Origin of the sequence: Synechococcus sp. R55.2 (assembly GCF_047462075.1) — a bacterium.
Taxonomy (GTDB): domain Bacteria; phylum Cyanobacteriota; class Cyanobacteriia; order Thermostichales; family Thermostichaceae; genus Thermostichus.
The window spans coordinates 1-13,075 of record NZ_JANSIH010000463.1; the positions used below are offsets into that span (position 1 = coordinate 1).

Here is a 13,075-nt window from a genome sequence, read left to right on the forward strand (position 1 = left end):
CAAACAAAGCCTTTTCCTGAGCTTTGCTGGGATACAGTCGAAAGGTCTGCCTTCTGGTTGCCATATGCGTTATCCTACCCCCACCTGTCCTAGTTCTGAGTGCTCCACAAATCCAGTGGCGCTATCCATCCCCACCCTACAGAGGGTGGGGAATTCCGCGCGTTTTGTTAAATTATGTATCCTTTATGAGAATGTTCGCTCCGATACTGAAAATGGATCCCTTCCAAGCCGCAAAGCCGCGATTGAGGCTGACATCTTTCTTCACGTTGTAAAGCTAGGTCAAGAAACGTTCTCTTTTGTAAAAAACTGCCGCTACGAAAGATAGGGAGCATTGGCCGGGATCCCAGATGGGAAACAGATTGAAAACCGATCTAAGCCTTTTTGCGCGAGGTAAAGCCGATTTACATTTTTTGATTTCATCGCTTCTTGCCTTCGCGGTAGAAAAAGACTGGAAACAAGGCGAGCCAGCTTCTCCTCGTCTGCCCAGTTGAGGTTGCCAGCAGCGGCTGAGGCTCCTTAGCCCAAGTCCGATCCCTTGGATGAAGGCCTGGATCTGGGAGCGAGCTTCGCTTGCTCATCTTGGTTCTATCGGCTTCGATCCCGTCGGCGGTTCTGTGAGTTAAACAGCACCTCTCGGCACTGGGGATCCAAGCGGTGTTGCATTCCTGGCCGGCAGGTGCTCTCTTGTCCGCTGCAGGGAATGTGGATTCATAACCTCTTTTACTTTCGCTAGGGAGATTCAAAACCATGAACGATGTATTTGGCAAAGTGGTTGCACAAGCTGACTCCAAAGGCGCTTTTTTGGGAGAGAACGAGTTTGCCGCTCTCCAGCAGGTAATTGCTGAGGGGAACAAGCGTTTGGACGCTGTGAACCGCCTCACCAGCAATGCCTCCAAGATCGTGACCGATGCCATCCGTCAGTTGTTTGCCGAGGAGCCCAATTTGAACGCTCCCGGTGGGCCTGCCTACCCCAGCCGCAATGTGGCTGCCTGTATGCGGGACATGGACATTATTCTCCGCTACATCACCTACGCAGTGGCAGCCGGAGATGCCAGTGTGCTGAACGAGCGCTGCTTGAACGGCCTGCGGGAAACCTATCAAGCCTTGGGCACCCCCGGTAGCTCGGTGGCCAACGGCATCCAAAAGATGAAAAAGGCTGCGGTGGCGGTGGTAAACGACCCCAACGGCATCACCCGGGGTGACTGCAGCGCTCTGATTGCCGAAATCGAATCCTACTTCGATCGCGCTGCTGCCGCTGTGGTTTGATCCCTTGTGGACTGAAGTTTCTGTTGTGTTCGGATCCAGTTATGAAGACCCTCTCTCAAATCTGAGGCAACTCAGGCTAGCAGGGGATCCCTAGAAAAGCAACTTTTTTTGCAGCGATTTTGCAGTTGAGACTTTGCAGCTTTGGCCTTGTTCTTTGCATTGAGCTTGAGTTAAGTAAAGGAGCGTTTTGAATCATGCAAACCCCAATTGTTGACGCCATCGCCACTGCCGACAGCCAAGGGCGCTACCTGAGCAACAGCGAATTGCAGGCCATCAATGGCCGTTTTCAGCGGGCTGCCGCCAGCATGGAAGCCGCCCGAGTTCTGAGCAGCCGTGCCGACGAGCTGGTGCGCGGTGCCACCGAAGCGGTTTACGCCAAGTTCCCCTACACCACCCAACCCGGTGGGCAGTGCCACACCCAAGCCGGCAAAGACAAGTGCGCCCGCGACGTGCGCCACTACCTGCGCTACATCACCTACTGCTTGGTAGCCGGTGGCACCGGTCCTCTGGACGAGTATCAGTTGGCCGGGATCCGCGAAATCAACGCCGCTTTTGAGCTCTCCCCCAGTTGGTTCATCGAAGCCCTGCGCTACATCAAAGCCAACCACGGCCTGACCGGGCAAGCGGCCACCGAAGCCAACACCTACATCGACTACGCCATCAACGCGCTCAGCTAAACCCTTGGCTTGGGATCCCTCTAAAAGGGCGACGCCGGCTAGCCAGTTGGCTCATCCCATAAACCAGGGGGGATGGCGAGGGAAGGTTGTTGAGGGCAACGGTGGTGAGCCTGCTACGTTGCGGAGAGATACGTTTGACCACGTGGGTTTGCGGATCAGTCTCCCCAATAGGAAGGCGCCACTGTTGCTCTTCTGCAGCTTGGGGCTGCCGATTTTTGATTTCTAATTTTAGTTTTCGATTTCTACAGTCGTTTCAGGCTAGGGTGAGACGCCTGGGCTATTGATCGCGCCAGCGGGACGGAGTCCTTGAAAAGCCTTTTGGCCCCCTGCATTATTGCTCCGCAACGCCGACGCGACGACGCAACCAACACTTTAGGTGTGGGTGCAATGTCCTAGCTTGAATCGAAATGACCCTAAACGCAAGCTTGTTCTCAATCTGTGTCCATTCAGTTCAATCGGGGGAATTAGCATGAGTGCAATTACAGCGGCAAGCCGGATGGGGATCCGGGGCATTACGGAGACCACCCCACTGGAGTTGCGCCCCAACGCCAGCCAGGATCAGCTCAATGCGGTGCTGCGGGCCATCTACCGTCAGGTGCTGGGCAACGACCATTTGTTTGGGGCCGATAGGAAGGAGCTAGCCAGTGCGGAATCGCTGCTGCGCCAGGGCAGCCTGACGGTGCGGGAGTTTGTGCGATGGATCGCCAAGTCCGAAGCCTACAAAAAGCGGTTTTTCTACCCCAACTCGCAAACCCGGGCCATCGAGCTCAATTTCAAGCATCTGCTGGGACGCGCTCCCACCAGCCCCAAAGACATCGCCCGCCATTTGGACATCTACCAATCTGGCGGCCACAGCGCGGAGATCGATTCCTACATCGACAGCCCAGAATACCTAGAAGCTTTTGGAGACAACATCGTCCCCTACCCGCGTGGGTTTGAATACCGCAAGGCCCATTCCACCCGCGACTTTACCAATCTCTTCGCTCTCTACGGGGGCTACGCCAACAACGATCGCTCCCAAGGGCCCAGACCCCGTCTGATGATGCCTTTGGCCACCGGGTTTACCCCGGCCATTCGCCGCATTGGGGTGCGGGGCCTGCTGCCGCCCAGCCCCATTTCCAAACACCTGGGGCCGCCAACGGGCCAGTCGGATCGCATGTTCTGTGTGGAAGTGACCCGACTGCTGAATCCGCCTTCGGCGCTGGCCACTTCCAGCCGAGTGCGCAAATCCAACCAGCAGATTTTCGTCTCTGCCGATCAACTGTCGGCAACAATGCAGCGGTTGCTCAAATCGGGCGCCAAGATCGTCAGTGTCCGCAGCGCTTGATCCCTTCTCGGTGTCCTCTCCGTTGTTGATTCCATGACCACTGCTGTTCCTCTGGATCCCAATCCGTCGGTGGATCTCACCCCGGCTGGACAAATCGCCAAGCTGCGCCACGGGGATCCGGGGGAACGCTACTATGCCGCTTGGTGGCTGGGACGCATGCGCATCGTCGAAGGGATCCCTGCCCTGATCGAGGCCCTGGCCGATGAAACGGATCGCACCGCTCAAGGGGGATATCCGCTGCGGCGCAATGCTGCTCGTGCTTTGGGTAAACTGGGATCCCTCGCCGGGATCCCTCCCCTGAAGGCGGCTTTGTCTTGCTCCGATGGCCAAGTGGTGGCAGCGGCTGCCCAGGCGCTGGTTGAGATTGCCCTTGCCAACAACCTCCATAGGGATCCCGACGAAGTGGAAAAGCTGGGATCCGCTTTGCTAGAAGGGCTGCGCCGTGTGGAGCGAGGACTGCAAACAGAAGCCCAAGCCGCCCTAGAGGCCATTATCGAGGCTCTTGGACAACTGCAGGTGGCTGCTGCCCTGGAGCCAATTCGTCCTTACCTAGAGCACACTTCCATTCGCTTGCAATGTGCGGCGGCGCGGGCCTGCTATCGTCTCACTGGGGATCCGACTTTTGCTCAGCGCCTGCTGTCGGTGTTGAATCACCACAACATCCATCTGCGGCGGGCTGCCCTTTTGGATTTGGGGGCCAGTGGCTATTTGCCGGCAGCACAAGCCATTGCGGTGGCGGCGGTGGAGGTCAACCTGAAGCTCCTCGCCCTCAAACAGTTGGTGGAGATCAACCTGGAACAACATCAAAGGATCCCCGGTGCTGAGCTGCAGCAGGTGCTCCGGCTGATCGACGAGCTGCTGTGAGCGGTGGTGCTTCTGGGCCCTTGCTGTTCACATTAGCGGGACGGAGTCCTTTGCAACTGACCTATCAAGGCATTGCCCATGAGTTTGTGCATCCCTCTGCAGCGATTCAAAGCCGTCAGAATCTGTCCGCTCGGCACCAGGGTTGGGCTCCGTGGCTGTAGCACTGCCTCAGTCTTTTGCCTTCCCGTATCGAGGTGCCGCCCTCAGTTTTGGAGCAAGGGCAACAGCAAGGATCCCTGAGGTGCAAGGGATCCCCTCAAGTTTCCTCTCGAAAGCACTTCATGACCTTGGTCGAGGAAACCCAAAGGACGCCGTCCCGCTGACGCGACCGGGGGGATGAGCATTTGTTGCAGCACCTGGCACAGGAACGGCAACTGTTGGCCTGTCCAACGGATGCGGCTAATGTCCAGCAATTGCTCGGAATGTTCGATATTCCCGATAATGGGAAGCGGCTCCTGGGATTCAAAGAGGGATCCGGGATCAGTTTGTTGTTGAGGCAGTGGTTGGGGTGCAGGACACAAGGTAATGGAGGAGTCTGCCACTCAGGAAGAGATCCCTGGGGGATCTCCTTCAGCAGGGCCATCCCGTTCGTTGATGTCGGTGGCGGGCTTGGTGGCCGGGGCGACCTTGCTCAGTAAGGGCATAGGCTTTATTCGCCAAGCTTTGATTGCAGCAGTGTATGGCTCGGGGCCGGAGTACAGCGCCTTCGGGGTAGCCTACATCCTGCCCGGTTTTCTGTTGATTCTGCTGGGAGGGATCAACGGCCCTTTTCACAGCGCCATCGTCAGTGTCCTCAAAAAGCAGCGGGATCGGGACAGGGAGGATGCGGCTGCCTGGCTGGAATCCATTTCCACCTTGGTAGGCTGCCTGCTCCTGCTGGTCAGCTTGGGCCTTTGGTGGGGAGCGGACTGGGTGGTGCGCCTGAATGCGCCGGGAGCCAGCCCCGAAGTCCATGCTCTGGCCGCTGCGCAACTGCGGATCATGGCCCCTTTGGCCTTGCTCTCGGGGTGGATTGGCATCGGCTTTGGAGCGCTGAATGCTGCCGAACACTACGCCTTGCCTGCCCTTAGCCCGCTGATCTCCAGCTTGGCGGTGATCGGGATCCTGGTCACGCTGGGATGGACGGGGATCCCAACTTTGCTGGCCTGGGGCGTGCTCATCGGGGCCATTGCCCAATGGTTGGCCCAAGTTCCGCTCCAGATGCGGTTAGGGCTGGGGCGACCGCGCCTGCGCTTTGAGTGGGGATCCCCGCAGGTACGGGCGGTGGGCTTGCTGATGTTGCCGGCGGTGATCTCCTCCGGGATGATCCACATCAATGTTTATGTGGATCTGTTTTTTGCCTCTTTCGTACCTGGGGATCGCACCATCGGCAACTTGGGATATGCCCAGCTTCTGGTACAAACGCCGCTGGGGATCCTCTCCAACATGGTGCTGGTGCCCTTGATGCCTCTCTATGCCCAGTTGGCAGGGGATGGATCCCGTTGGCCGGAGCTGCGCCAGCGTATCCGCCAAGGGCTGATGCTTACGGCAATTGTGACCCTGCCCCTGTCGATGCTGTTGGTGGCTTTGGCCGAGCCCATTGTCCAAGTGGCCTACCAGCGGGGGCGCTTTACGCCGGAGGTGACACAAGAGGTGGCAGCCCTGCTCATGGCCTATGGTCTGGGGATGACCGGTTACCTGCTGCGGGATGTGCTGGTGCGGATCTTCTATGCCCTGGAGGATGGGGCTACGCCTCTGCGCATCAGCAGCATGGCCATTGGCCTGAATGCCCTACTGGACTTTCTATTTTTGCAGGCTTTTGGAGCGCCGGGCATTGCCCTGGCCACGGCGGGGGTTAATCTGGTGGCGCTGATCGGTTTGGGAATCCGGCTGCACCGGCACCTGCCGGGGATCCCTTGGCGGGAGATGGGACAAGCCCTACTGCCATTGCTGGGGAGCACCGTCCTGGCCGGGGGACTGAGCCATTGGCTGTGGACCCAACTGCGCTCCTACGAGATTGTGGGGTCTCCCCTGCTCACCGCCATCATTTGGGCCGGGCTGGCCGCGGGTTTAGGTCTAAGCTTGTTCGCCGCCGGAGCTCTCTACCTGCGGATCCCAGAAGTGGAGTGGGCAGCAGCCCGACTGCGGAAACGGGTAGGACGCTGGGGGAGCCAGTGGGCAAGCCGGAACTAGCTGATAGCTTCCAGGTAATCTCGCACGCGGTTGCGCCGCTTCGGCTGACGCAGCTTCTGCAGGGCTTTGGCCTCAATTTGCCGCACCCGCTCTCGCGACAGATCCAAGGCGCGACCGATTTCCGCCAGCGAATAGGTGCGCCCATCCCCCAAGCCGAAACGCATGCGGATCACATCCCGCTCGCGGCTGGTCAGATCCGAGAGCAACTGCTGCAGATCCCGGTGCAGGGCTTCCCGCATCATGGTCTCTTCTGGGGAAATGTCGTCGGTTTCCAGCAGATCCCCCAGTTCGGTGTCTTTGTCTTTGCCCACCTTGGTTTCTAGAGATACAGAGCGCGGCACCCGCACCAACAGTTCCCGCACCTGGGGCGGGGTCATCTCCAGCTCGGAGGCGATGTCTTCGATGGTGGGAGTACGGCCCTTTTCCTGGGAGAGCTTGCGCTGCGCTTTTTTGATCTTGTTCAGCTTCTCGGTGATGTGAACGGGCAGGCGGATGGTGCGGCTTTGGGTGGCAATGGCACGGGTAATGCCCTGCCGGATCCACCAGTAGGCGTAGGTGCTGAAGCGGTAGCCCTTTTTTGGGTCGAACTTTTCCACCGCCCGCTCTAGGCCCAGCGTACCCTCTTGGATCAGATCCAACAGCTCCAAGCCGCGGTTTTGGTACTTTTTCGCCACCGACACCACCAGGCGCAGGTTGGCCTTGATCATGTGTTCTTTGGCACGCTTGCCAATCCGCTGAATCTGCTGCAGCTTTTCAGGGGTCAGTTGCGCCCACTCGGGGTACTGGTTGGCCTTAGCCACCCATTCCGCAAGAGTTGGATCCCGTCCCAACTCTTTCTGCAAACGCAGACGCAAATCCAAGAGCTTCATGTAGTCTTGGACTTTTTGGGCCAGGGCCACCTCTTCATCGCGCCCCAACAGAGGAACACGACCGATCTCTTGTAAATAGAGACGCACCAGATCGGTGGAGCGGCGGGTCGGCTCCTCTTCCAGTAGCTCGCCATCGGCCAGATCCACCTCTGCTTCTTCGGCGGCCTCGAGGAGATCGGCGGAGCTATCCAACAAAATGTCGTTGAGTTCAGGTTCGTAGTTAGACATGTAAGGTGTTGCTGATGGAGCGACAGGGGTGGACAGTCCAGTGGGCTGAGAGAGGGATGGTAAACGATGTGGAGCGGGTTAAGCTTAAGTGTTCCCCTTTGCTCAACGCCTTGCGGCATTCGGAGGAAAATCACACATTGACCTCTTCCTCAACCCGACCTCATGCCCATACCCCACAGAGAAAGGCTAACGTGGCAGTGAAGGGATCACGCAACGGGTAGAGCGTGAGTCCCTTATCATAACTTAATTATAGTTGCATTTCTCATCTCAGAGGCATGAGATCCAGCGTAGGATCCCCCCAGTTCAACCGTCACCGCCACTGCGAAAAAGCGTATTGCCCTCAGGGTGAACCCAGCAGCTCGTCCTTGGGGGAAGTAACCCATCCATCCTAGAGGGTCTAAACTTCAAAGGTAGCGTGTAAATTGCTTTGCCTATTCCAATCTATTCGATTCTATTCGATGAACTGTTCCCATTCACCTATCCCACCCAGCTGTGGGGGAGCCAGACTCCCCGAACAGGTCAACCCCCTTCCTCTGGGCGGACTGGGCTCTGCTCAGGCACTTGGGTTGGCCATAGCCCCGCTGACGGGGGAAAAGGTTTCAACCTTGGCGTTGACGACTCTATTGGCCATCGGTCTATTCTTTTTTCTGCGAGCTGCGGGCAAGGATCGCGTGGAGAGTCGCCTCTACTTTAGCAGTCGCAGCCTGGAAGAAATGGGATCCGCTCTACGGGAGCACTTGGAAAGGCGTGGCTATCGTCTCCAGTCCGCCGATGCCGAGGGGATCGCCACCTTTGCAGGGCAGGGTCAGGCTAGCGTGGGGCTGGCCCTTTTTTTGACGGGGCTGGCGGGGACGGGACTGGCCTGTTTGGCCTTGGTGCTGCAGACCCTTGAGCCGGGGTGGGGAGCTTGGCCCTGGATGGTGGTGCTGGCTTCTCCTTGGGCGGGTTGGTACTACCGGCAGCGCAACCAACGCCCGGAACAAATCCGCCTGAAACTGCAGGAAGCCGACGAGGACTCTGTCCCGCTCTCGTCCTGGGAACGAACGCCAACGGCTTCTGGATCCCACCTGTGGGTGGAGGGGCATCGGGATGAGCTGGATGGGCTGGCTGCAGCCCTGGGGTTGCAAGAACGGGATCTGGATTAGGGGTAGGGGAGTCTAAGGCCAATCGGGAGAGAGAGGTGCTGGGATCAAAGACAGTTGATCCCCAACGGCAGGGTCGGGGATCCCATTGGGAGCGGGCTCTTTTTTGGAGTTCTTTTGGGCGAGGCGGCTTTTCCCTTGGTTTCTCAAGCCCAGGCCGATGCGGCTGTGTTTTTCCACCAAGGCCAGCACCTGTTCGGCCCGCTGGATTACCGGCTGCGGCAGGCCAGCCATGCGTCCCACCTCGATGCCATAGGAGCGATCTGCCCCCCCAGGCTGTACCTGGTGCAAGAAGATGATGCGATCTTGCAATTCCTTGACCACCACCTGAAAGTTGGCTACGTTGGGCAGCAAGGTCTCCAGTTGGTTGAGCTCGTGGTAGTGGGTGGCAAAGACCGTACGGGCGCGCACCTGAGTGGCCAGGTATTCCGCCACCGCCCAGGCAATGGAAAGGCCATCGAAGGTAGCGGTGCCTCGGCCAATCTCGTCCAGCAGCACCAAGGAGCGCTCGCCGGCGTGGTTGAGGATGTTGGCGGTCTCGTTCATTTCCACCATGAAGGTGGACTGGCCGGTAGCCAGATCGTCCACAGCGCCAATGCGGGTAAATACGCGGTCGCAGAGGCCCAACTCTGCCCGCCGCGCGGGGACAAAGCTGCCCATCTGGGCCAGGATTTGGATGAGCCCAATTTGCCGCAGGTAAGTGGACTTGCCGGACATGTTGGGCCCGGTGAGGACGATCAAATCGGGGCCGTGGGGGGATCCCAGTTGCACCGAATTGGGCACGAAGAGGCCCTGGGGCAGGGATTTTTCCACCACCGGGTGGCGACCCTCCTCGATGATCAGCCGGCGGTCTGTTGTGAGGAGGGGACGGGTGTATCCCTGCTGCACTGCCACTTCCGCCAGGCCAAACAGAGCATCGACGGCAGCCAGGGTCTGGGCCACTTGGCGGATGGCTTCGGCCCGGGATCCTGCCTCTTGGCGCAACTGCACAAACAGCTCGTATTCCCGCTGGTTGATGTCGGTTTGGGCTGTGAGGATGCGGGCCTCTTTTTCTTTGAGCTCGGGGGTAATGAACCGCTCTTCGTTGGTCAGGGTTTGCTTGCGGATGTACTCTTTGGGGACTTGGTGGGCCTTGGCGCGGCTGATGCTGAGGTAATAGCCGAAGGCCTTGTTGAAGCCCACCTTGAGAGTGGGGATCCCAGTGCGGTCGCGCTCGCTTTTTTCCAACTGGGCAACCCACTGGCGGTCTTGCTCCACCTGCTGCCGCAGCCTGTCCAGCTCGGGATCCACGCCGGCTCGGATGAGGCCCCCCTCGGTGAGCACAGGGGGAGGGGAGGGCAGGAGGGTGTGCTCGATGCGTTGGCCCAGCTCAACCAGGGCGGGATCCACTTGCTGTAGGCTCTGCAGGAGGGGGGTTTTGGCCTCAGCCACTAGCTCGGCCAGTTGGGGCAGTTTGCCCAAGGAGGATCCCAAGGCCACCATCTCGCGCGGGTTGGCGGTGCCCGATCCGACGCGGTTGGCCAGCCGCTCCAGGTCGTACAGAGAGTCCAGAAGGGATCCCAGGCGGGCCCGCAGAGAAGGGTTTTCCAAAAGCTCTTGGATGGTGTCTTGGCGAAGGCGGATTTGCTCCGAATCCCGCAAAGGCTGCATTAGCCAGCGCCGCAAAGTGCGCCCCCCCATGGCTGTACGGCTGTGATCCAGCACCCAGAGCAGGGATCCGACAAAGGATCCCTCGCGGATGGTCTGGGTGAGCTCCAAGTTGCGCCGGGTTTGGGCATCCAAGATGAGGTAGTCCGTGAGCTGGTAGGTGCGAGGGGGAGGCAGGAGCGGGTGGCCTCCCTGGGGAGAAGGCTGCAGCAGGGTCTTTGGTGCTACGCACCGCTGAGGCGAATGGGTTTCTTCTAAGTAGTGCAAAAGCCCTCCCGCTGCTCGCACCGCCAGAGGCAATCCCTCACAGCCCAATCCTTCCAGAGAGCGCAGGCCGTAGGTCTGCATGAGGTTCTCCCGCGCCACCGCCAGTTCAAAAGGTTCGGCTGGGCGCAGGGTATAGGCGTATTGGTTGGGGAGACCCAGGGGCTTCTGGGGATCCCCTGGACGGATGAGGCCTAGTCCCAGCCCCTCCTCGGTGGGCAGCAAAACCTCTGCCGGCTGCAGCCGGGCCAGTTCCTGCTCCAGTTGCTCTTGCCCCTCGCTTTGACACACCCAGAACTCGCCGGTGGAGATATCCGCATAGGCTAGGCCCCAGCGGCAGGGAGCCTGCTTCGATCCTTTGAGCCGCACGACGGCTGCCAGGTAGTTGTTTTGCCGCGCCTGCAGCAGCTCCTCTTCGAGGACGGTGCCAGGGGTGATCACCCGCGTCACTTCCCGCCGCACCAAGCCCTTGGCCTGATCTGCCGGCTCCATCTGGTCGCAGACGGCCAGGGCATAGCCTTTGGCCACCAACTGGGTGGCATAGCGGTCAAAGGCGTGGTAAGGGATCCCGCACATGGGTACCCTGCCGATGGCTCCGGCCTCTCGCCCGGTGAGCACCAGCTCCAGCTCCCGCGACACCCGCTGGGCGTCCTGGAAGAACATCTCGTAGAAATCCCCCAGGCGGTAGAGCAAGATGGCGTGGGGATACTGCCGCTTCAGCTCCACATAGTGCTGCATCATGGGGGTGAGCAGGGTGGGATCCACCTCCAGGGCATTCCAAGTATGCTCGGCGGGAGAAGTCATGGCATCAAAACGTTTGCAAGCAATGGGCTGAAGGTTCGGAGTCTAGCCAACTCGGGCCGACCAGCTTGGGCCATTCTAGATCCAGGTCTAGATGAAGTTTGAGACGTTTCCCCAGCCCTTCTCCCCTGATTCCCATTTCGCGGTTGGTTGCCATGACCTCGCTCAGGGTAGTTGGATCCCCCCTGAGGTAAGTCTGAATGGCTGGGCAGAGGCGCTGCCCGGTCTTGTCCAAAAGCCCTGAAGCGCAAGAGGGAGAAATTTAGGCACAAGCTATTAAAACTGACTTGCAACATCCAAGAAGCCTTGCTATTCTAGCGACTACGTTTTGTTGAGTTTGACTTTCAATAAAGCTCGGGAGGGAGGCCTGGCCAACTTGGCTGAGTTTTCCATCCCGCCCTTGCGGGCGGAGGGGGTTTCTTGGCCTCAGAAGGCTCTCTTCCTGGGCAAAGCTCGAGAGGTTTTCCCGGTGCTGGTCGATCGCGAGTGTCCGTATACAGAGGTTGAGGGGGGCAGAGGCTGGGGGCAAAGAAAGCGGCTGCTCTCGCCAATCGGTTTGACCTGTTTGCTATTGAGTTTCATTTTCCTAGTACTTTTGGTCTCGATTGCTTTGGGATCCGTTCCCATGACTTTCCCAGAACTCTGGCAAGCCCTGTGGGGGCAGGGGGATCCCATTCGGCAGACGATTGTTTGGCAGTTGCGGCTGCCGCGGGCGCTCTTGGCCCAGTTGCTGGGGGCGGCTCTGGGGATGGCAGGGGCCCTGTTGCAGGGGATGCTGGGCAATGGGCTGGCGGATCCCTACCTGCTGGGCATTTCGGCGGGGGCGGGCCTGGCGGCGGTGGGGTTGCTCACCTTGGGAGAGTGGACGGCTTGGGTGCCCCTGGCCGCTTGGGTGGGGGGGGTGCTGACTACCGTGTTGGTGTACGGGTTGGCGCGTACTCCCTCGGGACTGGCGGTGGAGCGGCTGATCTTGGCGGGGGTGGCCGTCAGCGCCCTGTTTGGGGCCATTAGCTCCACCTTGTTGTTGATGGCAGATGACCGGGTGCAGGTGGCTCTCACCTGGTTGATCGGCAGCTTGAGCGGGCGGGGCTGGCCAGAGGTGCAGGTGGCCGGGGCGTATATCCTGGTCGGCTTGGGATTGGGATGGGGGCAGGCGCGGGCTTTAAACCTGCTGAGCTTGGGGGAAGAGATGGCGGTGAGCTTGGGGATCCCTCTGGCGCGGACGCGGGTGGTGATTGGTCTGGTGGCGGCTTGGCTGGCGGCAACCGCCGTCAGTGTGGGGGGGTTGATCGGCTTTGTCGGTTTGGTGGTGCCCCACATGGTGCGGCAGGGGGTGGGATCCGATTACCGCTGGCTGTTGCCCCTTTCTGCCTTGGCAGGGGCGACCCTGCTGAGCGGTGCCGATATCCTGAGCCGTTTGGGCCCGATAGAGCTGCCGGTGGGGATTGTCACCGCTGTGATGGGGGCTCCCTTTTTCGGCTGGCTGCTGTGGCAGCAGGGGGCAGGGCGATGAGAGAGCCCATCCTGCAGGTCGAGGATTTGAGCGGGGGCTACGGATCCCGGACGGTGGTGCGACAAGTGAGCTTCAGCGTGCAAAAGGGGGAATGGCTGAGCATTGTCGGCCCCAATGGTTCCGGCAAATCGACGGTGCTGCGACTGTTGAGTCGGGTTCTGATTCCCCAAGCTGGGCGCGTGTACCTGGACGGTCGGGATCTGCACCGGCAGCTCACCCCCCAACAGGCGGCACGGCAGTTGTCCCTTTTGCCCCAGCAGCCGCAGATCCCGGCTGGGCTGACGGTGCGGCAATTGGTGAGTCTG

Annotated in this window: 12 protein-coding genes; 9 read left to right on the forward strand and 3 right to left on the reverse strand. The window is 59.7% G+C overall.

Features of this window, described 5'->3' with window-relative positions; translation table 11 throughout:
• From NW838_RS15825 to NW838_RS15845, 5 genes are all read left to right on the forward strand, one after another.
• Nucleotides 1-325: hypothetical protein (locus tag NW838_RS15825; RefSeq protein WP_414428369.1), on the forward strand; the 325-nt coding region annotated here is incomplete at its 5' end.
• 422 nt (nt 326-747) lie between these two features.
• On the forward strand, nt 748-1,266 hold the full coding sequence (locus NW838_RS15830; protein WP_011434282.1) for a phycocyanin subunit beta: 519 nt from the start codon (nt 748-750) through the stop codon (nt 1,264-1,266).
• A gap of 194 nt (nt 1,267-1,460) precedes the next feature.
• On the forward strand, nt 1,461-1,943 hold the full coding sequence (locus tag NW838_RS15835; protein ID WP_011434281.1) for a phycocyanin subunit alpha: 483 nt from the start codon (nt 1,461-1,463) through the stop codon (nt 1,941-1,943).
• Nucleotides 1,944-2,412: 469 nt separating this feature from the next.
• Entirely contained in the window at nt 2,413-3,270 is an 858-nt protein-coding gene (locus NW838_RS15840) for a phycobilisome rod-core linker polypeptide (protein WP_414332161.1), read from the forward strand.
• 33 nt (nt 3,271-3,303) lie between these two features.
• On the forward strand, nt 3,304-4,134 hold the full coding sequence (locus NW838_RS15845) for a HEAT repeat domain-containing protein (protein WP_414428370.1): 831 nt from the start codon (nt 3,304-3,306) through the stop codon (nt 4,132-4,134).
• Between the two features lie 203 nt (nt 4,135-4,337).
• Here the strand turns inward: NW838_RS15845 and NW838_RS15850 are convergent, their stop codons facing one another.
• The gene (locus NW838_RS15850) at nt 4,338-4,676 is read right to left on the reverse strand and encodes a hypothetical protein (RefSeq protein WP_414355514.1); all 339 of its coding nucleotides are present in this window, start codon (nt 4,674-4,676) and stop codon (nt 4,338-4,340) included.
• Here NW838_RS15850 and murJ point away from each other — a divergent pair.
• Nucleotides 4,660-6,306, forward strand: coding sequence for a murein biosynthesis integral membrane protein MurJ (gene murJ / locus NW838_RS15855; RefSeq protein WP_414428371.1), 1,647 nt, complete (start codon nt 4,660-4,662; stop codon nt 6,304-6,306). The genes NW838_RS15850 and murJ overlap by 17 nt on opposite strands.
• On the opposite strand, the gene sigC is transcribed toward murJ, so the two are convergent.
• Complete coding sequence (gene sigC, locus NW838_RS15860; RefSeq protein ID WP_414355516.1) at nt 6,303-7,403, reverse strand: RNA polymerase sigma factor SigC; 1,101 nt, start codon at nt 7,401-7,403, stop codon at nt 6,303-6,305. The genes murJ and sigC overlap by 4 nt on opposite strands.
• A 566-nt stretch (nt 7,404-7,969) precedes the next feature.
• Between sigC and NW838_RS15865 the strand changes: the two genes are divergently transcribed.
• The gene (locus tag NW838_RS15865) at nt 7,970-8,548 is read left to right on the forward strand and encodes a cofactor assembly of complex C subunit B (protein WP_414428372.1); all 579 of its coding nucleotides are present in this window, start codon (nt 7,970-7,972) and stop codon (nt 8,546-8,548) included.
• 12 nt (nt 8,549-8,560) lie between these two features.
• On the opposite strand, the gene mutS is transcribed toward NW838_RS15865, so the two are convergent.
• A complete protein-coding gene (gene mutS, locus NW838_RS15870; protein WP_414428373.1) occupies nt 8,561-11,260 on the reverse strand; it encodes a DNA mismatch repair protein MutS in 2,700 nt (899 codons plus the stop codon).
• Between the two features lie 466 nt (nt 11,261-11,726).
• Between mutS and NW838_RS15875 the strand changes: the two genes are divergently transcribed.
• Entirely contained in the window at nt 11,727-12,770 is a 1,044-nt protein-coding gene (locus NW838_RS15875; protein ID WP_414355556.1) for a FecCD family ABC transporter permease, read from the forward strand.
• Nucleotides 12,767-13,075 (forward strand): ATP-binding cassette domain-containing protein (locus NW838_RS15880; RefSeq protein ID WP_414428374.1); only part of this gene is annotated, 309 nt, incomplete at its 3' end. The genes NW838_RS15875 and NW838_RS15880, both read left to right, overlap by 4 nt.